Source organism: Rothia sp. HMSC069D01, assembly GCF_001810135.1.
Classification (GTDB): Bacteria; Actinomycetota; Actinomycetes; order Actinomycetales; family Micrococcaceae; genus Rothia.
Genome location: NZ_KV800082.1, coordinates 89,998 through 116,855, shown reverse-complemented (window position 1 = coordinate 116,855; position 26,858 = coordinate 89,998). Strand labels below are relative to the sequence as shown.

18 protein-coding genes are annotated in these 26,858 nt (G+C 59.8%); 12 read left to right on the top strand and 6 right to left on the bottom strand.

From position 1 onward, the window contains the following. A partial coding sequence (locus tag HMPREF2710_RS01910) for a S8 family serine peptidase (RefSeq protein WP_070599227.1) occupies positions 1-3,756 on the bottom strand: 3,756 nt, incomplete at its 3' end. Positions 3,757-3,998: 242 nt separating this feature from the next. Further along, a complete protein-coding gene (locus tag HMPREF2710_RS01905) occupies positions 3,999-7,946 on the bottom strand; it encodes a S8 family serine peptidase (protein WP_141746590.1) in 3,948 nt (1,315 codons plus the stop codon). 363 nt (positions 7,947-8,309) lie between these two features. On the opposite strand from HMPREF2710_RS01905, the gene HMPREF2710_RS01900 reads away from it, so the two are divergent. The 7 genes from HMPREF2710_RS01900 (at position 8,310) to HMPREF2710_RS01870 (ending at position 15,533) form a co-directional block, all read left to right on the top strand. After that, complete coding sequence (locus tag HMPREF2710_RS01900; RefSeq protein ID WP_141746588.1) at positions 8,310-9,017, top strand: hypothetical protein; 708 nt, start codon at positions 8,310-8,312, stop codon at positions 9,015-9,017. Next, complete coding sequence (locus HMPREF2710_RS01895) at positions 9,014-9,664, top strand: hypothetical protein (protein ID WP_070599222.1); 651 nt, start codon at positions 9,014-9,016, stop codon at positions 9,662-9,664. Before HMPREF2710_RS01900 ends, HMPREF2710_RS01895 begins: the two co-directional genes overlap by 4 nt. A gap of 99 nt (positions 9,665-9,763) precedes the next feature. Further along, positions 9,764-10,735: a magnesium transporter gene (locus HMPREF2710_RS01890; protein ID WP_070599220.1), complete on the top strand. Its 972-nt coding sequence runs from the start codon at positions 9,764-9,766 to the stop codon at positions 10,733-10,735. 183 nt (positions 10,736-10,918) lie between these two features. Then, positions 10,919-12,064 (top strand): pyruvate ferredoxin oxidoreductase, encoded by a 1,146-nt coding sequence (locus HMPREF2710_RS01885; protein WP_070599215.1) that lies wholly within the window; start codon positions 10,919-10,921, stop codon positions 12,062-12,064. A 275-nt stretch (positions 12,065-12,339) separates the two neighbouring features. Then, positions 12,340-12,810: a DUF4870 domain-containing protein gene (locus tag HMPREF2710_RS01880; RefSeq protein WP_012904287.1), complete on the top strand. Its 471-nt coding sequence runs from the start codon at positions 12,340-12,342 to the stop codon at positions 12,808-12,810. Positions 12,811-13,045: 235 nt separating this feature from the next. After that, complete coding sequence (locus HMPREF2710_RS01875; protein ID WP_049340360.1) at positions 13,046-14,338, top strand: adenylosuccinate synthase; 1,293 nt, start codon at positions 13,046-13,048, stop codon at positions 14,336-14,338. Positions 14,339-14,507: 169 nt separating this feature from the next. Beyond that, positions 14,508-15,533 (top strand): magnesium and cobalt transport protein CorA, encoded by a 1,026-nt coding sequence (locus HMPREF2710_RS01870; protein ID WP_049357905.1) that lies wholly within the window; start codon positions 14,508-14,510, stop codon positions 15,531-15,533. Between the two features lie 37 nt (positions 15,534-15,570). Here HMPREF2710_RS01870 and HMPREF2710_RS01865 read toward each other — a convergent pair whose 3' ends face one another. The 3 genes from HMPREF2710_RS01865 to HMPREF2710_RS01855 form a co-directional block, all read right to left on the bottom strand. Then, a complete protein-coding gene (locus tag HMPREF2710_RS01865; RefSeq protein WP_070599212.1) occupies positions 15,571-16,254 on the bottom strand; it encodes an integrase in 684 nt (227 codons plus the stop codon). 285 nt (positions 16,255-16,539) lie between these two features. After that, entirely contained in the window at positions 16,540-17,592 is a 1,053-nt protein-coding gene (locus HMPREF2710_RS01860) for a FecCD family ABC transporter permease (RefSeq protein WP_070599210.1), read from the bottom strand. Positions 17,593-17,617: 25 nt separating this feature from the next. Next, positions 17,618-18,889, bottom strand: a complete 1,272-nt coding sequence (locus HMPREF2710_RS01855) for a FecCD family ABC transporter permease (RefSeq protein ID WP_012904282.1) — start codon at positions 18,887-18,889, stop codon at positions 17,618-17,620. A gap of 123 nt (positions 18,890-19,012) precedes the next feature. On the opposite strand from HMPREF2710_RS01855, the gene HMPREF2710_RS01850 reads away from it, so the two are divergent. Together HMPREF2710_RS01850 and HMPREF2710_RS01845 are read left to right on the top strand one after the other, a co-directional pair. Beyond that, on the top strand, positions 19,013-20,035 hold the full coding sequence (locus HMPREF2710_RS01850; RefSeq protein WP_070599263.1) for an ABC transporter substrate-binding protein: 1,023 nt from the start codon (positions 19,013-19,015) through the stop codon (positions 20,033-20,035). 266 nt (positions 20,036-20,301) lie between these two features. After that, positions 20,302-21,201: a YwqG family protein gene (locus tag HMPREF2710_RS01845; protein WP_070505778.1), complete on the top strand. Its 900-nt coding sequence runs from the start codon at positions 20,302-20,304 to the stop codon at positions 21,199-21,201. A gap of 93 nt (positions 21,202-21,294) precedes the next feature. Here HMPREF2710_RS01845 and HMPREF2710_RS01840 read toward each other — a convergent pair whose 3' ends face one another. Beyond that, entirely contained in the window at positions 21,295-22,896 is a 1,602-nt protein-coding gene (locus HMPREF2710_RS01840; RefSeq protein WP_070541730.1) for an ATP-binding protein, read from the bottom strand. 364 nt (positions 22,897-23,260) lie between these two features. Here HMPREF2710_RS01840 and HMPREF2710_RS01835 point away from each other — a divergent pair, with 364 nt between their 5' ends. The 3 genes from HMPREF2710_RS01835 (at position 23,261) to HMPREF2710_RS01825 (ending at position 26,530) form a co-directional block, all read left to right on the top strand. Further along, on the top strand, positions 23,261-24,721 hold the full coding sequence (locus HMPREF2710_RS01835; protein ID WP_070599209.1) for an O-acetylhomoserine aminocarboxypropyltransferase/cysteine synthase family protein: 1,461 nt from the start codon (positions 23,261-23,263) through the stop codon (positions 24,719-24,721). Beyond that, on the top strand, positions 24,721-25,227 hold the full coding sequence (locus tag HMPREF2710_RS01830) for a CoA-binding protein (RefSeq protein ID WP_005509183.1): 507 nt from the start codon (positions 24,721-24,723) through the stop codon (positions 25,225-25,227). Before HMPREF2710_RS01835 ends, HMPREF2710_RS01830 begins: the two co-directional genes overlap by 1 nt. Positions 25,228-25,525: 298 nt before the next feature. Continuing rightward, positions 25,526-26,530, top strand: coding sequence for an Abi family protein (locus HMPREF2710_RS01825; RefSeq protein WP_070599207.1), 1,005 nt, complete (start codon positions 25,526-25,528; stop codon positions 26,528-26,530). The last annotated feature ends 328 nt before the right edge of the window (positions 26,531-26,858 follow it).

Genomic DNA, 26,858 nt, shown 5'->3' with positions numbered 1-26,858 from the left:
GAAGAACGCAGCCATCGCGTCACGGTTCACCGAACCCTCCGGGCGGTAGGTGCCATCAGGCCAGCCGGTCGTGATGCCCTGAGCCTTCATCCACTCAATTTCCTTGTAGTAGGGGTGGTTGAGCGGGACATCCGAGAAGCTCGGGGTGGACGGTGCGGTGTACTGCGGCGAGCCGCTCATACGGTAGAAGTACGCAGCCATGGTTGCGCGGTCCATGTTGTTCAGCGGACGGAAGGTGCCGTCCTGGTAGCCGCGGTCAATCTGACGGGCAGCAATCCACGTGATTTCACGGTAGAACTGGTTATCCGCCGGAACGTCGGTGAAACGTGCATCATGGATGGTACGAGCCACCTTCACGACCTGCGCACGGTCGCCAGCGGCAACACCGTTAGCGGTCTTACGGCCGCTCAGGTCACCGGTCGCGTTGTGCATGTGCAGGAACAGAGCCTGACGCTCCTTGTTGTTGTTCTTGCGGTGAACGGTCAGCTGACCGCCGTCACGGTCCACGAACAGGCCGGGCACGCCCGACTCCTCACCGGTGAACCAAACACCGGGGTTGAAGGGGGAGTACTCGATAGCCGAGGTGGTGTCCACGTAGGGGTTGCCATCGTTGTGCCAGGTGTCGGTCTGCACCGTGTACTTGATGCTCTGAGCCTTCTCAGCGGTCAGGCCCAGGTCCTTCAGCGGTACACCCAGAATCATAGTGTTGGTGTCCATGATGTTGGTGTCGGTGTCGCCCCAGGCGCTGTTCAGCGGGTAGCGAGCCACCACGGTGGATGCGTTACCGGAGATGGACCAGACCTTCACCAGCGGGTAGTCCAGACCCTTCTCGCGGGTCACCTCCAGAACGTAATCTGCGGTGGAGTCGTTGTTCGTATCAATCTGCACCTGCACCTGACGTCCCCAGTGCATAGTGTCCCAAGTACCCCAGGTCGAAATACCGAAGAACAGAGAACCATCGTTCGGGTTCTTACCGGCAGCCTTCAACGCCGGAGCGTCCGAGGCGGCACCCACATACTGCAGGTCAACAGACTGGTTCGACGGCAGCTTCAGCTGACCGGACGGAATGCGGTCACTGACCGCACCCAGCTCAAACGCACCCAGCAGCGAACGGTAACCGCCCTGGTTCAGGGTCGTACCGCGCAGAGTCACCGTGGACTCCTTATCGGAGACGCTCTTGTAATCAATGCGGGAGGCATCCACACGCATCTTCGAGACAGGCTTCGGTGCCACGTGAATCGACTGGCGGATCGCCTCGCGGCCATTCTCAGAGAAAATCAGGCGACCAGAAGCGCTCGCAATGTACTGGCGCTTACCGGCGGCCAGAGTCTTACCGGTCGTCCAGTCCTGAGCGACCTGGTCGGCGCTCATCGCCGGGTCCATGGTCTTCTCCAGCTTGGACGGGTCAATACGCACGGTCACGGTCACGTTCTTACGCTCACCGGCACCCACGCTCACCTGCTGCGGGTAGGAGTATTCCACGCCCGGGATGGTCGTGCTTGCCTCGTAGTTCAGAGTGTAGGTGTGAGCCTGCGAATCGGTGTTGTCCAGCACGATTTCACGCTGAACAGTCTGAATACCCGAATCGGGGGTGTACTCCAGCACACCAAACGCGGTCGAAACACGCTCGGGGGTCTTCGCATCGTACGCAATGACCTTCGCGTCCACGGCTGCGCGAGCATTCACCATGCCCGTACCCACACGATCCACCGCGTACTGCGCACCCTGCTCATTCTTAATCGGGGTGGACGCGCCGTTCATCAGCGCAGCCTTAATCATCTGCGGGTTGTAATCCTGATGCGCCTGCATCACCAGAGCGGCAATACCGGTCACATGCGGGGTCGCCATGGAGGTACCGGTGAAGGAAACACCCTTATTACCCGTGCCCACAGCGGCAGAGACAATCTCAGTACCCGGTGCCGCAAGGTCAGGCTTAATGAAGCCATCAGAACCGTGCTGGCCGCGAGCGCTCGAGGAATTCAAATCAAAAGCGTGCGAGTGAGGACCGCGGCCCGAAGCCTTGTAGTCCAGGTTCATCTCGACGGTTACCGGACCGGCAGCCAGGGCCTTCTCCAGGTCCTTCGTCGAAGAAGCAGTCAGACGCAGACCCGGAATGGTCGCATTACCACCAATGCCGATCGTGTAGCGCTCAGCCTTACCGGCCATCACCACACCAACACCGCCGGCAGCCTGAACGTTATCGAAACGCACCTTCGAACCGCACGGGAACGTCAAATCGTCCTGATCCCACTCGAAGTAAACCCACTTACCCTTCAAAGCCTTCGCCTCTTCAGCGGTGAAAGCCTCGCAAGCGTAACGGTTACGCTTCGGTGCGGCAACAACCTCGCCGCGCAGCTGATCAGCGGACGCCTTCGAATAATCGAAGTTCACCGAGTAATCACCCTGCAACCACTCCAAACCAGTCTTCGTGGTCGCGCGGACACGGTCAATCGGCTGAGTCGAACCGTAGGCGTTCGCCACCGACAGCGCCGCAGCCGCATTCGCGGGGCTACCCGAATCGGAGTAGGTGTCACCCACACCGTTGTAGTTATTGGCGTTACCGGCAGCAGCCACAGTGAACACACCCTGGCGCGCCATCGTATTAATCATGTACGACTCAGGGTCGTCAGCCGGGGCGAACTCGCCACCGAGCGACAGGTTCACAATGTCGGCGCGGTCAGAGAAATCACCGTCACCATTCGGGTCCATCACGGTATCGAGCGCCTTCATCACAACACTCGAATTGCCGTAGCAACCGAACACACGAATCGCCAAAATCTGAGCATCAGGAGCAGTACCGGGGCCAATAGACATGCCCTTCAGCTGCTCCTCCGTCAGGTTCTTGTAATCGCCACGGTAAGTCGTACCGTTCGCCGTCACACCATAACCGGCGGCAGTACCCGCCACGTGCGTGCCGTGACCGCCAGAACCGAAACCATCCGGGCGGCAATCCAGCGGGTTATTATCCGGCTGCGGAGTCGACTTCTCAGCCACCGACGCATTGTAGTCATCACCGACCAAGTCAATGCCGCCAATGAACTTATTACGATCAATCAGACCCGAATCAGCGGACGGAAGCTCCGTCATCGCCTTAGCCTTCAGGTACGAATCCACCGTACCGGGGCCACCAAAATCAGCGTGCGTATAGTCAACACCGGAGTCAACAACCGCAATCTTCACGCCCTTACCCGTGTACCCCGTATTCTCACGAGTCCACGTGGCAAGAGTCTTCGTATCAATCTCGCTACCGGAGTTCATGCGCTCCTTCGCGATAATCGGCGAAATACGCTCCACATCAGGGCGCTCCGCCAACGCACGAATCTGCGCAGCATCACCAGTAATCGCCGCACCACGCATCGCATTATGCGTGGTGTACATCAGCTTCGCGCCAGAAGCAGCCGCCACAGACTGAGCCTGCGACTGCACCTGAGCTGCAATAGCCTGCACCTGCGCCTGACGGTTCGCCGGCGCCTCCTTACGTGCCAGAACAGCCGCGGACTGGGTCTGCTCATACGCGCCCTTGCCCTTGAACTGCACATACACGGTGATTTGGCCTTCAGCCTTCTGCAGACCCGGGCTGATACGCGAGGCAGCGTCACCGGATGCGCTCGCAGTGCTTCCTTCGACCTGCTGGGGGCTCTGAGCGTGAGCTGCAGAGAAAGTGGCGGGAACGCCGAGAGTAAGGGCAAGAGCTGCACTCAAACCGGTCGCACCGACAGCCTTCATTCTGCGGCGTGGCGCATGAGGCGTTGTCATGGAATCCTCCTTCGGATTTTCTGTTTTTCGATAGTGCTGTGTGCTCTGTGGTTGTATATCGGTGATACGCGGAGGCGGCCCCACCGGCAGACGACGAGTGAGTGCATCCGCCGGTGAAACCGCCACCAAAACTTGAGAGGTTCCGGGGTCTTCAGGCCCCGGAGCCTGTCGGTTCTGGGTACCCCTCCCACCCCATGCAGGGGGGAGGGGACCCGAACTGTTCGCTACCGGTTCACTACCGTCTAGCGGCCGGTCTGGTTAGCAACCTTCTCGGTGTAGCGGTAGATGAACGCCGCCATCGCGTCGCGGGCAATGGGGGTCACCGGGCGGTAGGTGCCGTCCGGCCAGCCGGTGCTGATGCCCTTCGAAGCCAGCCACGTGATTTCACGGTAGAACTGGTTATCGGTGGAAACATCGCTGAAGTGGCTGGTTGCGGGCAGATCCACGTGCGGGGAACCCGCTGCACGGTAGAAGAACGCAGCCATCGCGTCACGGTTCACCGGTGCGGAGGGGCGGAACGTGCCGTCCGAGTAGCCGGTGGTGATGCCCTGAGCCTTCATCCACTCAATCTCCTTGTAGAAGGGGTGTGTGGTGGGCACATCCTTGAAGCTCGGGGTGGAGGGGGCAGTGAACTGCGGGGAACCTTGCATGCGGTAGAAGAACGCCGCCATTGCGCCACGTTCCACGGACTCCAGCGGGCGGTAGGTGCCGTCCGGGTAGCCGGTGGTGATGCCGCGCTGAGCCAACCAAGAAATCTCAGTGTAGAACTGGTCGGTGTTCTTCACATCGGTGAAGCGGGACGGAGTGATGTACTCGGTCTGCTGCTCCTTGATGCTCAGTACCTCGGCGCGGTTGCCCTTGGCGCCGTTGGTGCCGGAGAGGTCGCCGGTGCCGTTGTGCAGGTGCAGCAGCAGCGCCTTGGCGGGGGCACCGGATTCGCCGAGCGCGGGAATCGCGTCAGCGGAGCGGTGCGCCGTCAGGGTGGTGGTGGGGGCATCCGGGTGGAGGCCAGCCACGGCGGAGGAGTCGCCGCTGAACCACAGCTTGGGGCTGAAGGGGCGGTACTTGATCCAACCGGTTTCGCTGACGTTACCCCACTCGTACTGGGTGGTTGCGCTGACTCGGTACTGGATGTCCGGGTTGTTTGCGCTGGTCAGGCCCAGGTCCTTGAGGGGTGCACCCATGATGAGGGTGTTGGTGTCCATCATGTTGGTGTCCACATCACCCCAGGCGCCGTTGAGCGGGTAGTAGCCGAGCTCGACGAGGTTGCCGTTCTTGTAGCCGTAGAGGCGAACCAGCGGGTAGTCCAGGCCCTTAGCACGGTCGGTGACCAGCTTGTAGTCGGCGCGGTTGTTGCCGTCGGTGTCGATTTCTACGGTGAAGGTGTTCTCGTAGGAGACAACATCCCAGTTCGCCCAGGTGGAGATACCGAAGCGCAGGGTGCCGTCATCGGCGTTGCCGCCCGCTGCCTTCAGCGCGGGTGCATCCGAGGAAGCACCGACGTACTGCAGGTTCGCCTTAACGTTGCTGTTCAGCGACAGGGAGGTGGGAGCCACACGGTCCACGCTCGCACCGTACTCGAAAGCGCCGAGCAGGGAGCGGTAGCCGCCCTGGTTGACCTCGGTGCCGCGCAGCGAGATCTGGGACTTGGTCCAGCCGGTGTCTGCCTTCTGAGCCTCGTCGCTGGAGGGCTTCTGGGTGAAGGTGACGGTGTCTTCGGCAGCGTGCATGGTGCTCACAGGCTTGGGTGCCACGTGAACGGGCAGGCGCAGTGCCTTGGTGCCGTCTTCGGTGAGGACGAGTCGGCCGGATGCGCTGGCAATGTACTGACGGTACTGTTCGGGAACGGTTTCGTTGCCGGTGTAGTAGTCAGTTGCGTTCTGGGTGGTGTCCATTGCTGCGTCGCGGGTCTTCTCCAGCTTGGACGGGTCGATGCGCACGGTGACTTCGAACTTCTTAGTTTCACCGGGTGCGAGGGTGACCGCGGAGGGGAAGGAGTATTCCACACCGGGAATATTAGTGCTTTCAGCGTAGGACAGGGCGTAGGTGTGCGCCACGGAGTCGGTGTTCTCGACCGTCACCTCACGGGTGAGGGTCTGAACGCCAGCATCCGGTGCGTACTCGAGCACACCGAAGCTCAGGGACACGGTACCGCTCTTGTCAGCGTTGTAGACGAGGGACTTCGACTGCACGGCAGCGAGGGTGTCGACTCGTCCGGCGCCCACACGGTCCACCGCGTACGCGGCACCGGATTCGGTGCGCACATCGTGGGTCGCGGTGTTCATGAGGGCGGACTTGACCTGTGCGGGGGTGTAGGTCGGGTGGCTCTGCATGACCAGGGCGGCGGAGCCAGTCACGTAGGGTGCCGCCATGGAGGTGCCGCTGAAGGTCACAGAGTTGTTACCGGTCGCCACCGCCGCGGAGGTGATGTACGAGCCGGGTGCCGCAATGTCGGGCTTGGTGTAGCCGTAGCTGCCGTGGAAGCCGCGGGCACTCATGGGGTTCAGCTGATCCAGCTTATCGGTGTCCACGCGCAGGGAGGACTTCAGCTCGTTGCCGAGGCGCACGGTCAGGGGCTTACCTGCCGCTTCTGCTGCGGTGATCTGTGCGCGCAGGTCCTTAGCGGCGGATGCCGCCAGTCGGAAACCGGGCAGGGTATCGTTACCCGCGATGCCCAGGCCGGGCTCTTCGTCATTGCCTGCAAGCAGTACGCCCTTGGCGCCTGCCGCCTCCAGGTTGTCGAAGCGCACCTTGGAGCCGCAGGCGAGTTCACCGTCATCTTTAGCCCAGTCGATGAGCACCCACTTGCCCTTTACAGCTGCCGCTTCGGTGGCGCTGAGGGCGTTGCAGGCGTAGCGGTTGTTCTCGGAGATTGCGGTGAGTTCACCGGTGAACTCCTTGCTACCCGCCTGTGCCCAGGGGTAGGAGACGCTGTAGTCGCCGCGTACCTTGCGGGTGGTGCCGGTGGCGGGGTCGGTCAGCTCTGCCGCATCGACAGCGCGGGTGGAACCGTAGGCGTTAGCTACGGTGATTGCGCTGGCTGCGGTGGCGGGGTGACCGGAGTTGGAGTAGGTGTCGCCGCGCAGGCTGTAGTCGTTGGCGTTACCCGCGGAGATCACGGAGAGCACGCCGGCGCGGGTGAGCGCGTCAACGGCGTAGGCTTCGGGGTCATCCTGCGGGGAGAATTCGCCACCCAGGGACATGTTGACCACGTTCACGCGGTCGGAGAAGTCGCCGTCACCGTTGGGGTCGAGGGCACGGTCGAGCGCCTCGATCACCACGTTGGTGCTGCCGCTGCAGCCGAAGACGCGGAAGGCGTAGATTTCAGCGTCGGGGGCGACACCGGGGCCGATCTTCATGGTCTTGAGCTGCTCTGCGGTGAGCTTGCTGTAGTCGCCGGTGAAGGTGGTGCCGTCGGCGTTCACGCCGTAGCCTGCCGCGGTGCCCGCCACGTGGGTGCCGTGGCCGCCGGTGGTGCAGTCGAGCGGGTTGCCGTCGGGGGTTGCGGTGTTGCTGCCGTCGTAAGCGTCACCAACGAGGTCGTAGCCGCCAGCAACCTTGGTGCGGTTGATGAGTCCGGAGTCTGCGGAGGGCAGCTCGGTGAGCTTGGATGCCTTCTCGTAGTCTTCGAGCTTGCCGCTACCGCCGAAGTCGGTGTGGGTGTAGTCGATGCCGGAGTCGATGACGGCGATCTTCACGCCCTTGCCGGTGTATCCGCCCGCGCCGGCGGGGTTGGTGGTGCCGGTCCAGGTGGCGAGGGAGCCTGCGTCAACGGCGGCGCCCGCGTTCTGGCGGTACTTGGGCAGGATGGGCGAGATCTTCTCTACGTCGGAGCGGTTGGCGAGTGCCTTGATGGACTCGGCGTCACCGCGCACTGCCACGCCGCGTACTGCGTTGTGGGTGGTGTAGAGGACCTGCGCGCCGGACTGGCTGCTGACCTGCTGTGCCTGGCTCTGCACCTGGGAGGCGATTGCCTGCACCTGCGAGCTGGTGTTGACGGGTGCCTGCACGCCGGCGCGTACGCCTGCGGGCTGGGTCTGTTCAAAGGCGCCCTTACCCTTGAAGCGGACGAAGGCGGTGACGGTGCCGCTGGCGTTCTTCATGCTTTCGCTGAGTACCTGCTTGACGGCGTCGGGGTCTTCTGCGGCGTGGGCGGTGGTGCCCAGTGCTGCGAGGGGGCTCAGCGCCATGCTGAGGGTGAGTAGCCCGCTGCCGATTCGGCGTCGATGCGACCGGCCGCGGGGGTTTGGGGAGGCGGTGTGTGTCACGGTGCTCCTTTGCTTGGCTCCCGGGGTGTTTCTGGGAGGCTGGTGTGTTTTTCTAGTGGGTTCCAGCTGGGCTTGAACACACTAGATGTGAACTAGGATACACCTCAAAGTGGCTTGTGAAGCGTTTATTACTTCTAAATGCATCAAATTGTGGACATGTTCGACTCTTTTCTTTTTCACGTTTTTCATTTGCATTTGGGTTCAGGTTCTTTTCAGGTTCGGTTGTTACTGTAAAACCATCTATTGAACATCTATCAAAAATGATGGGATAGGGAGGGTCGAACCATGGTCAAGCGACGCATTTCCCCGAAAGAGTCTGTCATGCACAGCTCCCACCTGCTGGCAGCCGGCGGCGCGCTGGAGGTCGAACCGGTCCCGCAGTACGGTCGACCGGGCCCCCTCCTAATTCCCATGAAACTGCTCAACGACCCCTCCGGCCATCAGGGGCAGATGAGCGCGGTCGCCATTCAGCAGCACCTCCCCGACGGGATAGGCCCGCAACGGAAAATCGTCGAGAAAATCTTGGCTGGCCCGGAACACCCGGTGGGCTATGTTCCGCTGAGTGAACAGTTGAAAAACGTGCGGTACACCAGGGCGATTTGGCCTTGTCTGGAGTCCTTGGTCGTGGTTCTCCTGGTGATTCTGCTGAACCCGTTTACGCTCGCTTCTTTGCTCTTTAATTCCCGTGCTACAGACACTGAATTCCTTGAAACAATCGTTCTCTTCCTGGTATTTTCTGGGGGCGTTATAGTTCTCTGGCTTATCCCTATTCTTTGGGCGGGTTTGCTGATCTCTGTGGTGAGTAAAGCAGTACGAAAGATTAGTGCTGCGTTGTGTGAGGGCACGACCTATGAGGATTTCTGGTTTTACCTCGTGTATAACCGCCCTGTCGACAAGAGCTCCATGTACCGGTACGAGCTGGACGAAGAACCCAATCAGAAAATTATTGGCCCAAAAACACATGCCGCATTGAGCTCTCAGGAGTCGTCATGACCACTAATAACAACCAGCCCATCGAGGACCAGCTGGAGTTCTCGGATGAGCCGGTTCTGCTGATGTCACCGAAGGTCATCCACGGTCGCCCCCGCCCGAGGCTGCGGTGCATCGACAGGGGAGAGGTACAGGGCATCCTGACCGAGGGCACGTCATCTGCCTGGAAAGTTGGCAAGGTGGTGGGCTATGTTCCCATCGAGAAGTCGCGCGAAACCTTCGACGGGAAGGGCTTCTTCACCGATTGGGACGGCTTCACCTTGTATGTGCTGGGACCGGTACTGCGGATGGCGTTCTGGTCGTCTCTTTTTATCGCGCTGGTGAGTCCGGTGCTCCTCTCCCAGAGCCATATAGAAATCAGTGAAGGCATGGAGCTGGCGCTGATAAATATCTTCGCGCCGTTCTTTTACTTTCCGCCGCTGATTCTGGTTGGGGTCGTTGTAGGAATCTGGTTGCTGTTTCTCAGTGCAGGAAAGTTTCTGAAGGCCGTTGAGGATGCCGTCGAGTCGATGCGCCTGTTCATTGGGCAGCACAAGATTCAGCACGATTTTGAGTTCCGGCAGGTGTACGAGTGCACCCCGCTTGACGGTGGTTCAGCCACGGCGTTGCTGCACCGCATCCTTGAATCGCATCATGAGGAGGAATCATGACCGCCGATAGTAGCCGGGGGATAGCCCCCGCGCATCGAACACACAATGTAGACAACACAACAGACACATAACAGCAGACAAGCATTGGAGGAGGTCACCGTGGCGGAGCATAGCGAAGCACCGAAAAACCCTCAGAACCCAACCGAGAAGAGCGATAGCGAGTATCAGCCCCTGTGGGATATGGAACAGCCCGCCCCCGATTACTCGGCTTTGCTACTTCACGGAACGCCCGTTCCCGCGCCGACCGGGGAGATTCCCGAGCCGGTGAAGGAGGTCTTGGAAATACAGAAGGCTCGTTCTGCATCCGCGCCTGCCGATACGGTTACACCCGCCCTGACAGCGCCCAGTCCCGCTGTGCCCGCTCCTGCAGCGTCTATTCTGCCGGTTTCTGCTCCTGCGCCGTCAGCGCAGGCTGCGTACTTTTTCCCTTCGGCGACGGGTCACCCGGTGCTGAACCGGCCGCTGTATGGCCGCCCGGGCCCCACGATGTGCCGAATGTCCCCCATGGGCACGGATGCTGGCGCATTTGCACACCGGCAGGTGCCGACCGCTTTTCCTGCCTGGATGGATGAGAAAGTAGTCGGTACTCCGCGACCTATCGGGTATATCTCAGCAACCCCACTTGCGGGCAAGGTGCGCGGATCAGACCTGTGGAAGAAGGCCTGGCCTGAGCTCATTGCCCTCTTCTTCGTGGGTGTGGTGTTAAATCCCCTGACTTATCTTCTGTTGGCTACCGTTACAGGGGACCCTCAGATCGGTGGGTATGTCTTCTACTACTTCTTGATGCTTTCTCTGCTGACGATGGGTCTTCCCATGTTCTTGTGGGGTGGGGCACTGTTTTTTGCGCTAGTCCGAGTTAGCCGAAAGTACCGGGCACTGAAGTGGGAGGCTATGCCGCTTGGGCCGTTCTGGTTCTATCTGGTGTATGACCGCCTGCCTAGGGACTCCGAGGAAATGCAGGGAATCCTGGGTGCAGCGTCTTCGATGTCTTCGGTGGCGTCAGCCCCTCAGCCGCTGAGTGCCCCGAGCCCTACCTCAAGCTCTGATCCAAACTCAGCGGATGTATCGTAGTCGACTTCCCGTGAGCCCCTGGACTCTGGTAGCGCTGAACCCCCGGCAGTGTTAACACGTGCGTGTTGGCGCTTGTCGGGGGCTTTTTCTCAGCTTTTATCAGGCAGGTTTCAAGGGACTGCCCAGCGCCCGCTGGTACGGTGGTGCCACTAGGAGTATGTCTGGTAAGCGAAGGAGACGACCATGGCAGACCGCCCCACTGAAAAGAAGGAAACTGCAAAGAAGGACGAGGCGTACCAGCCCCTCTGGGACACCGACCAGTCCGTCCCGGAATACATGACGCTACTCATGGGCGAGCAGACGCAGAAAAATGAAGACGCTGAGCTATATGAAGAATCCGACGACGAAGAGCTAGAACACCCCGACCCCGATTATGAATACGTCTACCCGGGTGCCCCCAAGCGCTACGACTCCGCGCGGAAAGACTCAGAAGACGAACCCGAAGACTCTCATGACACCGACAAAATCGACGAGCCGGAAGACACCCCGGAAGATACTCACGAATCTCGCAAGGACGACGAGGCGAACCACCCGGTAGCGCTCGCCTCCACTGAACAGGCTCAGCAAGAGCAGACTCAGGCAACGCACGCCTACGGCGAGTACGTTCGGCTGGAACACCTCGGTCTGCAACCGGGCGCTATTCTGCCGGTCATCCCCGACCCGCTCTTCGGCACCCCCGACTCAAAACTCATCGAAATGCGCCTACTGGACCGCTCCCACGACGAGTCCGCACCCATGCAGGCGTGCGCTGCCCACCTGAACCCGGTCAAGAATGAGGAGAACCCCACCTCGCGGGCGGCAATGATCCAGCCGGTAGGCTACGTTCCCATCAATAATCCGTTTGCTGGCTCCAACATTGAAGAGATCGAGAGTCAGCGCACATTCTGGAAGACCGTGCTTATTGTCCTGCTGATACTGAACCCGTTTGTGCTGGTTCCTCTGGTGAGTATGTTCGATAGTAGTGCTGGCATGTCGATGCTGCTCTTCTTCATCACTATCGGCGTGGGATCGTTGTTTGTGGTGCCGATCCTATGGATTGTGGGTATTGTTCAGGCGGTGAAGCGTAAGAATCAGCTGAGGGAACTCCTCCAGAAAATAGAGACGGCACATGCCGAGTTCTGGTACTACCTCGTGTACAACCGCCTGCCGGACGGCTACACGGGCGTCAATGGCTTCACGAAGGAAGAAGAGGATTCTTTCTCGGTGTACGAGTTTCTGAAAAAGCAAGAACACGCAAAGCTACACGAGGCCGCCGCACAGCGCGAGGCTGCCGCACTACATAAGCCCGCCGCGCATCCTGCGCTCGCTGATGAAGAGAAACAGGACTAACCTCGGCCAGCCCACACCGTATAACGACCTGCCCCTCCACGTACGTAACACCGCGTGGAGGGGCAGGGGCGTCTTTTTGTGTCATATTCGGGTTTCTTCGCCTGCTGTCCGGCGAGGGTTAATATTCCATTTACTTTGCCTTGATAGGGTGAAACCATCACGAGCGTTGCGACCAAGTAGAGCGAGGCGGGCACCCTCCGAGAACGGCGAGTTAGCCTGCCGCCGCACCTCAACGATTAGCTGTATCCACTCATCGATAGATTAGGAAAAGAACGATGTCCCAGAACCCGAACCCTGAACAGTACAACCAGTACTCCCAGCAGGCACCCTCCTACTCGCAGGCGCCGGGTCAGCAGCCCAACGGTTACGTAGTCTCCTCCAAGGACGACCAGAACATGGCGATGCTCGCGCACCTGGCTTCTGCAATTCTGTCTCTGCTGTCCTTCGCATCCGCAAGTATTCTCGCGCCGCTGGTCATGTGGTTCATCTACAAGGACAAGCCCGGTTACTCCTTCACTAAGGAAGCATCCCGCCGCGCGTTCAACTTCAACTTCTCCCTGTGGGTCATCAGCATGGCTTCCTGGCTGCTGATTATTCTGACCTTCGGCATCCTGGGCATCATCCTGTGGGTCGTCCCGATGGTTGTGGCTATCCTGATGGTTATCTTCCACAGCCTGGCTGCTCTGGCCGCAAACCGCGGTGAGCAGTACACCTACCCGATGACCTTCATCGAGATCATCAAGTAGTCTTCATAAGCTCATACCGGTAGCGCCCCCGTCCAAATATCGGATGGGGGCGTTGCCGTGCCCGGTGAGGCTCACCGGCACCGTATCCGGCACGCCTACCGCCCCGTCACACGGGACTTAAAGGGGCGGGCACGGTATCATTAGAAGAGGTATGCCTACCCGGATCATGAGGCGGTAGGTCGCCGCCGCGCCGTGAAATCCGGTGCGTATCTTCAAGGCTTTCAAGGAGCACAAAATGTCAGCTGTCGTGATTGTGGGCGCCCAGTGGGGCGATGAGGGTAAGGGTAAGGCAACCGACCTGCTCGGCCCCCGCGTAGACTACGTGGTCAAGCCCAACGGCGGTAACAACGCCGGTCACACCGTGGTGGTGAACGGCCAGAAGTTTGAGCTGAAGCTGCTGCCCGCGGGTATTCTGAGCGAGAACGCCGTCCCCGTGATTGGTAACGGCGTGGTTGTTAACCCCGAGGCTCTTTTCGCTGAGATTGACGGCCTTGAGGCCCGCGGCGCTGACACCTCCCGCCTGAAGATTTCCGCTAACGCACACCTGGTCGCACCCTACCACCAGACCATGGACAAGGTGACTGAGCGTTTCCTCGGCAAGCGCGCTATCGGCACCACCGGCCGCGGTATCGGCCCGACCTATATGGATAAGGTTGGCCGCCTCGGCATCCGTGTTCAGGACATCCTGGACGAGTCGATCCTGCGTCAGAAGGTTGAAGGCGCACTGCGCCAGAAGAACGAACTGCTGGTGAAGGTCTACAACCGCCGCCACGTTGAGGTTGACGAGATCGTTGAGTACTTCATGTCTTACGCTGAGCGTCTGAAGCCGATGATTGTGGACACCACCCAGCTGCTGAACAAGGCACTGGACGAGGGTAAGACCCTGCTGATGGAGGGCGGCCAGGCAACCTTCCTGGACGTTGACCACGGCACCTACCCGTTCGTGACCTCCTCCAACCCGACCTCCGGCGGCGCGTGCGTCGGTTCGGGGGTGGGCCCGACCCGCATCTCCCGTGTGATTGGTATTCAGAAGGCGTACACCACTCGCGTGGGTGCTGGCCCCTTCCCGACTGAGCTGTTCGATGAGATGGGCGAGTTCCTGCGCACCACCGGCGGCGAGTTCGGCGTGAACACTGGCCGCCCGCGTCGTTGCGGCTGGTACGACGCCGTGCTGGCGCGTCAGGCTGTGCGCATCAACGGTTTCACCGACCTGTTCATCACCAAGCTGGACGTGCTGACTGGCCTGGATAAGATCCCGGTCTGCGTGGCTTACGACGTTGACGGTGTGCGCCACGACGAGATGCCGATGACTCAGACCGAGTTCCACCACGCTAAGCCGATTTTCGAGTACTACGATGGCTGGACCGAGAACATTTCGGATGCGAAGAGCCTGGATGAGCTGCCCGAAAACGCCCGCAAGTACGTGCTGAAGCTGGAAGAGATTTCTGGCTGCCGTATTTCTGCGATTGGTGTGGGCCCGGACCGCGACCAGACCATCGTGGTCCGCGACCTCATCAACGAAGACTAAGCTAATAAGCTCAATACGTGAAAGCCCCCGGAGGGTGCCTTACAGGTGCCTTCCGGGGGCTTTTCCATGCCAGGTGCACACGCGGTGCACATGACCAGGCGGGGCGTGTGCCGTATGCTGGAAAGAGCGCCCACACACGTGGCGCCAAAGCGTTCAGAGGAGAAAAACGATGTCCTATATCACCGGAGCTATCTACCCGAGCTCGGACCGCCCTCAGCTGGGTGCCACCGAGGAAGAAACCCTCCGCGCCTACGCGGACGAGAACACCGCCGTAGCCCTCGGATACGCCAACCCCGACATCCACGAACTACACGCCCTGCAAAAAACCTTCAACCTGCACGAACTCGCCATCGAAGACGCCGGACGAGGCCACCAGCGCGCCAAACTAGAACGATACGGCGACTCCCTCTTCACCGTCATCCGCCCCGCCATCTACCTCGACAAAGAAGAAGAAGTGCGCCTCAGCGAACTGCACCTCTTCACCGGCCCCCGCTACACCCTCGCACTCGTTCGCGACGAACAGCGCATCAACGACAAGTTCAACCTGCTCTACGCCACCCCCGATGCATCCCCCGCCCGACTGCTGCACCGCATCCTCGACAGCACCGTCGACAGGTACGCCCCCGTGCTCGAGGGACTCGAGAACGACAACGACGAGATTGAAGACATCCTGTTCTCCGCGCACGACCGCCAAGACGCCAACTCCCTGGCGCAGCGCATATACGAGCTACTCAACCAGGTGATTGACTTTCAGCGAGCCTGCCGACCCCTCGAACCGATGATGGGTCGCATCATTGAAGGCCTACGCACCGGCGCGCTCGACCCGTCCCCCTACCCGGGCGCGAGCCAGGGCGAGGTTGAAGACGAGGCCGTGGAACTTGCCCGCCAGTTCCGTAATGTGCTCGACCACGTGGTGCACACGAAGGAACGCCTTGAGGATCTTCGTAGCTCCCTCGAAAACGCCCTGCGCGTGCACGACACCCTGCTCGGTCAGCAACAGAACGACGACACCAAGAAAATTTCCGCCTATGCGGCGCTACTCATGGTGCCCACCATTGTTGGCTCGGTGTACGGCATGAACTTTGAGGTCATGCCCGAGCTCAAGTGGGAGTTCGGCTACCCGGCGGCCCTGCTGCTGATGCTGGTCTCCTGTCTGCTCCTCTACTGGTTCTTCAAGAAGAACAAATGGCTCTGATATGCGCGTATGCCGCATAAGGCATACACGATATACCTTATGCGGCGCGGTCGTACTGGGCACGCATTGCTCGGCGGCAATCGCGACGCTCACGCTTGAACTTCTTACACACAGCCTCCGAATCGGCAAACATGTAGAAGTCCTCCGGCTCAGCCGACAGACCCAAAGTCGACAAGTGAACCAGCGACAGCATCGCGTAGAACATCTCGCGGCGCAGCTCAAAATTGCAGGCACCCGGAGCGGACTCCACCGCAAACACGCCGCCGGTGCACTCCAGCGCGCGCATCGCCCAGTGCTGAGTCCACAGGTCACCATTGACCGGGCTCACGCCCAGGCGAGTTAGCGCCAGGCCGGTACCCTGCACACGCTCAAAGCGCAGGCACATCTCCAGGTCCTTTTCCAGGGGGAACACGAACAGCAGCGCGTTCTGCGCCGCCGCACGCAGCTCAGCCAGGTTCGCCTCGTAACCGGAAGCACCCTGAGTCAGGTGACGCATCACGCGGCCCATCGTCGAAGACGCCGGTGCGGTGCGGAAGCACGAACCGTCCGCCACCAGCTGCTCCAGAACGCCGCGGAGCTCCTCCACGTTGAAACGCTCCATACGGACGATGGTGCCCGCCTGCATCAGCAGGTTGAACTCTGCATCACGGCACAGCTGCTCATCGGCGGTACAGGAAATCTCTGCGTTTGCGTACTGGCTCTCGTGAGTGGTGTTTTCCATGACCGTTCCTTCCGTAGATGCTGAATCAACCTAGCGGCAACACCGCAGGAGACGGTGTGCCCGGTTGGAAGGATCGTCCCTTCCAACACCTACACTCTATGAGCGACCCCTGACACGATAAGCAGTTTTTAATCTACCCCGGGGTAAAACTGAGAAAATTCTGAAAAATTCTGAAACCACCCGTGAAACCCAGTGAAACCGCTCATGAAACCTAGCGAAATAGAGAAAACCGGGTGCCCCCACAGTCGGGAACACCCGGTCACTCATACGGAATAGACGGCGCAACTAGCGCTGACGGTACAGCAACCACAGCATATACACGCCACCCAACGCGCCCGTCACCAGGCCCACCGGAATCTGGAACGGCGCCAACGCACGAGCCGACACAAAATCAGCCAGCACCAAAATCACCGAACCCAACAGCGCCGAATGCCACATCGCCATACCCGGAGTGTTCCACAGGCGGCGCGCAATCTGCGGGGCAACCAGCGCCAAGAAACCAATCGGGCCGGCAACAGAAATCGCCACAGCCACCAGGAGCACGGCAGCCGCCACCAGCATGTTTACGGTCCTCTTCACCGGCAAACCCAAACCTGCCGCCAAATCGTCGCCGAGCTCCAAGACGCGCAGGCGATGCGTCAGCATCAGCACCAGCGGAATCGCCACCAGCAGCAGCACCGCCTGCACCGACATCTGGTTCCACGACAGGGCATTTAGCGAACCGTGTTGCCAGGTCTTCGCCGCCTCCGCCTTCTCCAAATCACCGCGCGTAATCAGGTAATCATTCACGGAACTGAGCATCGCACTCACCGCAATACCAATCAGCACCATTTTCTGACCCATCGTTGCACCACCGCGCACACCCGCCAGAAGCATCACCACAGCCGCCGTCGCAAAACCGCCAATAATAGCGCCCAGGCCCATACCCACGCCGGTAGAACTCAACGACCCAATCAGCACCACAGACAGGGCACCGGTCGCCGAACCCACCGTGAAACCGATAATATCCGGCGAACCCAGAGCATTACGCGAAACTGACTGAAAAATAGCGCCCGACAAGCCCAAAGCCGCACCCACCACCACTGCGGCAAGCATACGCGGCAGACGCTGATTCAACACCAGCTGACGCTCAATCTCCGTGCCCTCACCCTGAAAAATCAGGCGAAACACCTGATCAGGGCTCATCTGATAACTACCAAACACCAGGGAGGCGACCGCCGCCACCACAAGCACCGCCACCACCAGCAGGGTACGCGGAATAGGGGTGCGGTAACGCCCAGGGATACGCACAGACCCGGCAACAGCAGACCCGGCTACAGAACGAGACACAACGCTCACAATAAAACCTCTCAGAAACCGGGGCCTACAAACCAGATACGCCAGTCGAACCAGACGAACCACGCGCAACAGGGCGCTGAGCACGATGCGGACCGTGCTCCGACACGTGAGCCGGACCCGACTCATCGTGCGCCTGCGCCTTCGAACCCATGCGGCCCTTCTTCGCACCGCGCGCACCGGTGCTCAAACGCAGCACCAGAACCATCAGCACCGGGGCACCAATAAAGGCGGTCACAATACCCACCTCAAGCTCACTCGGCATCACCAGAACGCGACCCAGAATATCGGAGGCAAGTACCAACACCGGGCCGTACACCAGCGACAGCGGCAGCACGCGCGCAATATCGGAACCCACCAGCAGACGCACCACATGCGGCACGACCAGACCCACAAAACCAATCGGGCCCGCAACCGCAGTCGCTGCACCGCACAGCGCCATAATCGCAATAATCGTCGCGCCACGCACCATCGTCACCGGCACGCCCAAGCCGGCTGCCGCATCCTCACCGAGTGCCAGGGCACGCAGAGGACCGATCAGCATGAACGACAGCACCAAACCCAACGCAACAAAGGGCAGCGCAGACAGCACCTGCTCAAAGGTGCGGTTCTCCAGCGAACCCACCACCCAGAAACGGTGCGAATCAAAAGCCTTCGAATTAAACATCGTGATAATGCCGGTAATCGTGCCCAGGCAGGCATTCACCGCCACACCCGTCAGCACCAGACGCGCCGTCGAATCCAGGTTCGGTTTAGAATCCACCAGGCCCATGACGAACACCAGCGCCGCCGCCAGACCCGAACCGGCCAGCGCCAGCCAGAGCTGAACGAACGGGGACGACACCCCAAAAACGCCCACACCGACCACCACGGAGGCGGCAGCACCCGAGTTCACACCCAGCAGACCCGGCTCAGCCAGCGGGTTACGGCTCAACGCCTGCATGAGCACACCCGACACCGCCAACGCGGCACCCACCAGCAACGCCGCGGCGGTACGCGGGGCACGCTTCGCCCAAATCAGCTTCGACTCGATGGTGTTCGCCTCCGGGTGGAGGAAACCGTCAATCGAGCGGTCCAGGGTGAACAGGCGCGAACCCACCGTAAACGACAGGGCGCAAAGCAGCACTAGCAGAACGCCGCCGATAATGAGCGCAACCGCCAGACGCGAGATAGACTTGCCACCCTGACCGCCAGAGGAGGCGCCAGATACGGCGTCCGAAGAAGCGGAGAGGGCACGAATTTTCGCCAGGGAAGCAGCGCTAACGGCGGGTCCGGAAGAGGGGGAGGTCTGTGGTGTCATAGGCTTTGGAGGTGGTGGGGGAGCGGTGTGCTTCCGTGCGGACGGAGGATGCTTAACGTATCAATAGATAAGTATTAAGTATCGCATATGCATATATGAGGTTATCCTAATAATATGGCAAATATGACGAACAAGATCACCCGCCGCTCCTTCGGCGCACTCGCACTCGGTTCTTTCGGCGCCCTCGCCCTGGCGGCATGCGGCTCCTCCAACACTTCCGGCTCTTCCTCCTCCGCGTCTGCTTCTGCGACCGGTAAGAAGGTGGCACCCTCCGCCCTGCCCTCCGGCATGGGCACCACCACCGTTGACGGCGAATTCCCCCGCACCGTCAAGCACTTCCGCGGTGAAACCACCATCAAATCCGCACCCTCCAAGGTCGTGATTCTCTCCACCGGTCAGCTCGACGGTGTGCTCTCCCTGGGCGTCGTGCCGGTCGGCGCGGCAACCGCAGGCGACGCCGACCTGGTCCCCACCTACCTGAAGACCAAGTTCTCCAATAAGTCCGCAGAGCTCGACAAGATTGCCAAGGTCGGCAAGCGCACCGACCCGGACGTTGAGGCCATCGCAAACCTCAAGCCCGACCTGATCCTCATCAACAACACCAACAAGAAGGACGAGCTGTACGAGTCCCTCGCCAAGATCGCGCCGACCGTGGTCACCGAGGGCACCGGCATCAACTGGAAGCAGGACTTCCTGCTGATTGCCGCCGCGCTGGGCACCACCGAGAAGGCTGAGAAGCTCATGGAGGAGTACAACACCAAGGCGAAGTCGGTCGGTCAGAAGGCTGGCAGCGAGAAGACCTTCTCCTTCCTGTACACTTCCGCTGACCGCACCCGCATCTTCGCGAAGTCCTCGTTCGTGGGCTCCATCTGCGCGGATGCGTCCCTGGCACGTCCCGCAGCTGCGCAGGTTGCGAAGACCTCCATCGACTTGAGCTCCGAGCAGCTCGACCAGGCTGACGGCGACTACCTGTTCTACGGCGTGCAGGGTGGCGACGAGTCCAAGCTGACCAAGGAAGCCCTGTGGAGCACCCTCAAGGCTGTCACCGAGAAGCACGCACACAGCGTGGATCCCGACATGTTCTTCCTGAACGCTGGCCCGGCTGCTGCGCTCGGTGTTCTGGAGACCATTGAGAAGGCGCTCTAAGCCTTTCTCGTCTCGTGTAGAGATTCGTTTTCGCTGGAAGCCCCGCATCTGTATCTTTCACGTCCTGCGCGTGAGGGTGAGGAGGCGGGGCTTTCTGCACGCTCTGCACCAGCGTTTCTGCCTGCCGGATGCACTCGTGACCGAAACCGGTGCGCGCCTGCCCGAAATAGGGTCTAATGGGGGTAGAAGGCGCCGCGGTACCGTTGCCTCGCGCCTTCACACCGAACCTTTCACACCGATTAATTCACCGACGAAACGAGCACATCATGCCGATGAATAACCCCTCCGAAGAGACCCTGGCGCAGGCACGCCGCGTCATCGACGCGCTCAACGAGCGTGGCGCGCGTAAGCAGGCGATTCGCCTGAAGGTCAGCAGCCCGGACGCGCCGCTGCCGCAGACCGCATCCAAGTTTGGTGGCCGACCGTACCTGCCCGCAGGCGAGTCTGCACCGACTAATGAGAAGGGTGAGCCGCTGGGCATGATTGCGCAGATTAACTGCGCCGACCTGCCCGAAAACGACATCTACCCGGCGACCGGCATGCTGCAGTTCTGGATCGACCCGAACGACGAAGAGTGCATGTGGGGTTACGACTACGAGAACCCGCTCTCGCAGAAGAACCACCGCGTTATCTACTACGAGACGCTGGGCGAGCCGAACCCGGATGCGCCGTACCCGACCGTGAACTGGGATGACTACGGTTGGCCCTTCGGACGTGACGGTAAGGGCACCGCCGAGGAGGTTGTCGAGTACGCGCTCGCCTTCGAGACCTGGGAGCAGGGCTTCCTGGATGGCGGCTACGAAATCTACGACCGGTTCGCTGACGCCTGGGACGAGATGTACCCGGACCAGAAGCTGCCCGAGGAACCGAACGCACGCGATGACGCCTCCTATAACCTGCTGGAGCCCTTCGAATCGGAGGAGAGGGATTACTCGCATATCGGCGGCTACCCCTCGTTCGTGCAGAATGACCCGCGCGACGAGTTTGAGGAGCTGCGCGGCCACACGGTGAACCTGCTGACCATCGAATCGGAGTGGGGTGAGGACGCCGAGGAGGGCGTGTACGTGATGTGGGGTGATGCCGGTGCGGCGAACTGGCTGATTACTCCGGAGGCGCTTGCCGCCCGCGACTTCTCGCAGGTCGTCTTTGAGTGGGCCTGCGGCTAAACGTGGTTTTGGCTGAATAGTCGAATGGGGAGGGAAATAGAGAATAACCGCTCTATTTCCCTCCCCTTTTTGTGTACCTTTTATCGGGTACGTCTAAGCAGCGCGATACTTACGGTTCTTACTACGCGGCGGAGCCGTAGGAACAATCAGCTTCGCCTCCACAAGACGGCGCAGATCATTCGTGATGGAGGTACGTGAAGCACCCCGACCCCAATGCTCTTGGATATATGTCGTGGAAACAGCCTCGCCCTGTGCACGCAGGCCACGCACAATACCAGCCTGGCGTTCGCTGAGGCCGTCAAGCGACGCATCGGCCCCCGCCGGTTCGACGGCGTCGGCTGAATGTTTGCCCGTGGAATGGGTTGCTTGCTGAGTCTTATCCTCAGGCGCGGTCTTCTGTTCCGTAGAAGACGCACCCTGCGGGGGCTGCATCAGAGTGACCTGCACATAGAGTAGACGGTCAGCAAACTGGGGAGCGGGCAGACCCGCCTCCTTCAGCGCGCGCAGAACCGTGGGAATACCGGAAGCCCTATTCTCTGCAATCAAACGCCCCGTACCCGGATCGGGCAGATCAGTCAGAATGCTTGCCAAGTAGCTGTTGCGGGTTGAAGAAACACCGGGCTGACCGAAATCTCGGATAGTCACAGCACCGTAGATACCGCCCGGGCTACGCACCACCAGGCGGTTGGTGTAGAGCTCAACCTGCACCTGCGAGCCGCGCGCACCCGGCGAGTAGTCGCGGTGCATGAGGGCGTTGACCAGGAGCTCGCGGATAGCCTCCAGCGGATACTCGTAGCGCTCAACCCGCCCGATACCGCTGCTGTTGAGGCCCTCCATCGTGGACGTTTTGCGCATATTGCGAACTAAAACGCCCATAGCTTCATCCAACATGGAGGGGATAGGGCCGGTACAGCTGTGATTGTCCAGGAAGCGTCGACCGTCCTCAGTAACCTCACCAAGCTCTTCACCGGGAAGAACAACAACGCTCATCATCAGCTGCGGGAAGAACGCCTGCGGGTATGAGCCCATGGCGAGAAGCGCTCCAAGAGTGGGTACTTCTCGGCCCTCAGAATCGATGCGTAGAATGCGTGCCTGCAGAAGAACCTCACGGTCAGAAAGCGCCGCAAAAACACGAGGCTGCTCCTCGCGCAGGCGAGCGACATAGGCACTCACAAGGGTGGGGGAGAGGTCCTTGAAGCTTGCCTCGCTGACCAGCTCCTCGTCGTAGCGGGGCTGACTGCGGTTCTCTAGGAGGCGGTCAATCTCGTACTTGGTGAGGCGAATATCCGCCTCACCAACACGCTGATAGGAGCCGTTATACATGCCGTGTGCTTCGATGTAGTAGGGCTTCTGCGTCGGGTCGCCAGGGAGTACATCGATGCGCACGATACGGTGCTGGCCCTCTACCGCCTCAATGTGAATATCTGCCGGAGGTCGAGGCGTAATCTTGGAACGGATTGCCTCAACGGATGCATCATGGACTGCCTGTGCGTTGAAACCTTCAACCGGCTGTAGACCTTCTGCCGGGTCGGTGAGGCCGAGAAGAATGGTGCCACCGTCTCCATTAGCGAAAGCGCTAACGGTTTCAAGAACAGACTTGGGGAACCCGCCAGCTGCAGCTTTGACTTCTACCTGTCCGTTTTCAGCCTGGCTACGGCGTAGGTTATCGATGAGTTCGGCGGTGTTTGTTTCCATGCATGCTCCCGATGGCTACTTCTTGGTGAACGTCATAACAGCATCATAACAATTTCTGCGATGATGTTGTTATGATCCTGCGATGATGTTGTTATGATGCGGTATTCTCACCATTCTTAGGATCTTAAAAACCCCGGAATTGCAGGCTAAAACCGGGTATTTTTATCAGTCTCATTAATCGCGCATCATATCAGCCGTCATAACAGAAGTTGTTATGACGGCTGATATGATACCCCGTCATAATCCGCAATAAACGACATATAGGTACCCGCACTTGGTGCGCCCCGCCGCCGGTGGCACAGTATAAAGTCGAGCCACTATCGACTCCCCGCACACAGGCGGGCAGATACACAGGAGCAAACCAATGGCTGAACACACTTTCGGCTTCCGCACCCGCGCACTACACGCGGGCGGCACCCCCGACGCCGAGCACGGTGCCCGCGCGGTCCCCATCTACCAGACCACCTCCTTCGTCTTCAAAGACGCTGACGACGCCGCGAACCTCTTCTCCCTGCAGAAGTACGGCAACATCTACTCGCGCCTGTCCAACCCCACCGTCGCCGCGCTGGAGGAGCGCATCGCCTCCCTCGAAGGCGGCATCGGCGCGGTAGCGACCGCCTCCGGCATGGCTGCCGAGTTCATCACCTTCGCGGCTCTGTGCCAGCAGGGCGACCACATTGTGGCTTCTTCGCAGCTGTACGGCGGCACCGTCACCCAGCTGGACGTATCCCTGCGCCGCTTCGGCATTGAAACCACCTTCGTGCCCGGCACCGACCCCGCCGACTACAAGGCGGCACTGACCGAGAACACCAAGGCAATCTACACCGAGATCGTGGCGAACCCCTCCGGTGAGGTTGCCGACCTGGAAGGCCTCGCAGAGGTCGCACACGAGGCGGGTATCCCCCTGGTCGTGGACGCAACCCTGTCCACCCCCTACCTGATCCGCCCCATCGAGCACGGCGCGGACATCGTCATTCACTCGGTCACCAAGTTCCTGGGCGGTCACGGCACCACCCTCGGCGGTATCGTCGTCGAGTCCGGTCGTTTCAACTGGGGTAACGGCAACTTCCCGTCCATGACCGAGCCGGTTCCCTCCTACAACGGCGTGTCCTGGTGGGGTAACTTCGGTGAGTTCGGTTTCCTGACTAAGCTGCGTTCTGAGCAGCTGCGTGACTTCGGTCCGTCGCTGAGCCCGCAGTCCGCGTTCAACCTGCTGCAGGGCGTTGAGACCTTGCCGCAGCGCATGGACGCGCACCTGGCGAACGCTAAGCAGGTTGTTGCCTGGCTGGTTGAGGATCAGCGTATCGCCTACGTGAACTACGCCGGCCTGGAAGACCACCCGCACCACGAGCGTGCGAAGAAGCTTCTGCCGCTGGGTGTCGGTTCCGTGTTCTCCTTCGGTGTGAAGGGCACCGAGAAGGCGTCCGGCCGTCTGGTCGGTGGCGAGTTCATTGGCGCCCTGCAGCTGGCAAGCCACCTGGCAAACATTGGTGACTCCCGCACTCTCGTGCTGCACCCGGGTTCGACCACGCACCAGCAGCTGTCGCGTGAGCAGCTTGAGGCTGCCGGCGTGGGTGAGGACCTGATCCGTATCTCGGTGGGTCTGGAAGACGTCGAAGACATCATTTGGGACCTGGACCAGGCGCTGACTTACGCGACTGGCCTGAACCACGCCGGTGAGCGTGTGGGCGAGTCCAGTGCAGACAAGATTGTGGAGGCTGAGGAGGCGGTTGCCGCCGCTAAGGCCGCCGAGGACGCTGCCGCCGCTGAGGCTGCTGCTGGCGCATCCTGCTCCCTGCCTACTACCACTCAGGAGGAGAAGTAATGACTGAGAAGCGTACCTGGGTGGGTCCTTCCGCCCCTGAGCGTCTGAACATTCTGCGTAATACCCGCACGATCGCGATTGTGGGTATGAGCGATAAGATTTCGCGTGCCTCGTACTTTGTGGCAACGTACCTGCAGTCGGCGTCGCCGTACAAGCTGTATTTTGTGAACCCGATTCTGGCGGCGAAGGGCAAGCTTGTGCTGGGTCAGCCGGTGTACCCGTCGCTGCAGGACCTGCCGGAGGTCCCGGATCTGGTGGAGATTTTCCGCCGTAATGAGGACCTGCCGGGCGTGGTTCAGGAGGCTGTGGATCTGGGCGCGAAGACCGTCTGGATGCAGCTGGGCTCCTGGAGTGAGGAGGCTGCCGCAATCGGTGAGGCCGCCGGCCTGAACGTGGTGATGGATAAGTGCGTGAAGATAGAGCACGCGCGTTTCCACGGTGGCCTGCACTTGGCCGGTTTCAACACGGGCGTGATTTCTTCGAAGCGTCAGGTGCTGTCGAAGTAAGTTGTGCTGTATAAGCCGCGGCTACCGTAGCTTGTAATTACAAAAATCAGGCGCTTGTCAGCGTTTGAATGGAGGGGCGTACCCGGGGCGATTCCCGGGTGCGCCCCTCCTTCATTAAGGACGATGTAGCGATATAAGCAACCAGAAGATAACCAGGGAAAACGCCCAGATTCCTTGAGAGCGTGTAGCTTCAATGTTATGGTTGTACTAACAGTCCCCCCTCCGCCTCTGATTCAAGCGCATCTCGAGGGGGTCCTTTTTTATGTTCGGTTCTACGGCGAACCGAGTAAGGAGAGCAGTGGTTTTGCCCAAGGAATCGTGCGTATTTCTGCCTTCAATAGAGGACCAGAAGGAATACCTTGTTGCTAAGAGGTATTTTCCTCAGGGAACGACCCTGAGCGATGATGACCGAGACATGCTTGCATGCTCTAATTTCCACTACCTTCTGGGATACTTTCGTAATTACAACAAATACAAGAGCGAGGGATTTCTGCCTGAGAAGCCAGACATCTCAGATATTTTAGATATTGTGCGTATGGATGTGGAGGTCTCTTCCCTCCTGTACGGATACATGAGGCAGAGCGAACAGGCGATTCGAGCTGCATGGGTGGAAGCATTCTGTACTTATCGTAGTCCCCATGAGTACCTCAACCCGGATGTATATGTCTGCATAAATCAGGACAGGCCAGTAGATGCGCTTATCAAAGATATGATGCGGCATATCCTGCGATACCGTGAACCGTATGTTCGTGAGCGTATTGAGGAGTGGTGGAAATCTTGCGCTAAAAGTTCCTCTAAAAATCCCTCTGAAAGCTTGGAAGACTGGGAAGATGTTGAGGCGCTTCGAGAGATGATGCAAAAAGAGCTTCCCCTGTGGTCTATTGTTGATTCGTTTTCTTTGGGACTTCTCTCCCACGCAGTGGTCCAAAGTTATGCTTCAGAAACCTCCACTGAGTCTGGAGGTTCTGAAAAGTTGCTGCTCTACAAAAAGACCGCAGGGTATATGGGGGTGAACCATAAGCACTTTGAGGGCCGTCTTAAGTCTCTGACCACTCTGAGAAACCGTGTAGCTCATGGTTCTCGCCTCTGGATGATGCCAACGACTGATACCTCTGCAAAGCCTAAAATTTTTGCTAAGGACCTCCGCGAAGCGGACCCGAAAGGTATGTTGGTCAGCTTCGCCAATGTTGCTCTTTTGCAGGGAAACACCTGTCGTCAGAGGGAGGCCTGGAAAGCGATAAAAGCTTTAGTGAAGCAGAATGAGAGCTACTACATTGGCGTAGGTTCGCAGAAAATCTTCTGAAAACAGCGACAGTCCCGCAGGCACCTCGCATTATGACGCTGGCGTTCTCATTGGACTAAGAGAGGGGGCGTACCCGGGGTGATTCCCGGGGCGCCCCTAATCTGTGCCCGGTGGAGCATTCGGCGCGTTGTGGGCGAGATTGAGGGCGTAGCATCGCCCCTTGTCGAGAGCAGTTCAGCTTTAAGGTAAACCTGACCCCTATGTTCTGGGGTGCTAAGCCGGTATCCTAGTGTGGAGCCCGGCGGCCGGTACACAGCACACACGCGTACCGACCGCCGGGTTTTCCTCTCTCACAGATTGTGACGGAATATTACGTTGAATTCTCTCG

Excerpts from the sequence above, each read along its gene's own strand:
- HMPREF2710_RS01855 (WP_012904282.1), bottom strand. The coding sequence starts at position 18,889 with ATGACACCACAGACCTCCCCCTCTTCCGGACCCGCCGTTAGCGCTGCT.
- HMPREF2710_RS01885 (WP_070599215.1), top strand. The coding sequence starts at position 10,919 with ATGGCAGACCGCCCCACTGAAAAGAAGGAAACTGCAAAGAAGGACGAG.
- HMPREF2710_RS01900 (WP_141746588.1), top strand. The coding sequence starts at position 8,310 with ATGGTCAAGCGACGCATTTCCCCGAAAGAGTCTGTCATGCACAGCTCC.
- HMPREF2710_RS01840 (WP_070541730.1), bottom strand. The coding sequence starts at position 22,896 with ATGGAAACAAACACCGCCGAACTCATCGATAACCTACGCCGTAGCCAG.
- HMPREF2710_RS01835 (WP_070599209.1), top strand. The coding sequence starts at position 23,261 with ATGGCTGAACACACTTTCGGCTTCCGCACCCGCGCACTACACGCGGGC.
- HMPREF2710_RS01875 (WP_049340360.1), top strand. The coding sequence starts at position 13,046 with ATGTCAGCTGTCGTGATTGTGGGCGCCCAGTGGGGCGATGAGGGTAAG.
- HMPREF2710_RS01880 (WP_012904287.1), top strand. The coding sequence starts at position 12,340 with ATGTCCCAGAACCCGAACCCTGAACAGTACAACCAGTACTCCCAGCAG.
- HMPREF2710_RS01850 (WP_070599263.1), top strand. The coding sequence starts at position 19,013 with ATGACGAACAAGATCACCCGCCGCTCCTTCGGCGCACTCGCACTCGGT.
- HMPREF2710_RS01905 (WP_141746590.1), bottom strand. The coding sequence starts at position 7,946 with ATGGCGCTGAGCCCCCTCGCAGCACTGGGCACCACCGCCCACGCCGCA.
- HMPREF2710_RS01830 (WP_005509183.1), top strand. The coding sequence starts at position 24,721 with ATGACTGAGAAGCGTACCTGGGTGGGTCCTTCCGCCCCTGAGCGTCTG.
- HMPREF2710_RS01845 (WP_070505778.1), top strand. The coding sequence starts at position 20,302 with ATGCCGATGAATAACCCCTCCGAAGAGACCCTGGCGCAGGCACGCCGC.
- HMPREF2710_RS01895 (WP_070599222.1), top strand. The coding sequence starts at position 9,014 with ATGACCACTAATAACAACCAGCCCATCGAGGACCAGCTGGAGTTCTCG.
- HMPREF2710_RS01865 (WP_070599212.1), bottom strand. The coding sequence starts at position 16,254 with ATGGAAAACACCACTCACGAGAGCCAGTACGCAAACGCAGAGATTTCC.
- HMPREF2710_RS01870 (WP_049357905.1), top strand. The coding sequence starts at position 14,508 with ATGTCCTATATCACCGGAGCTATCTACCCGAGCTCGGACCGCCCTCAG.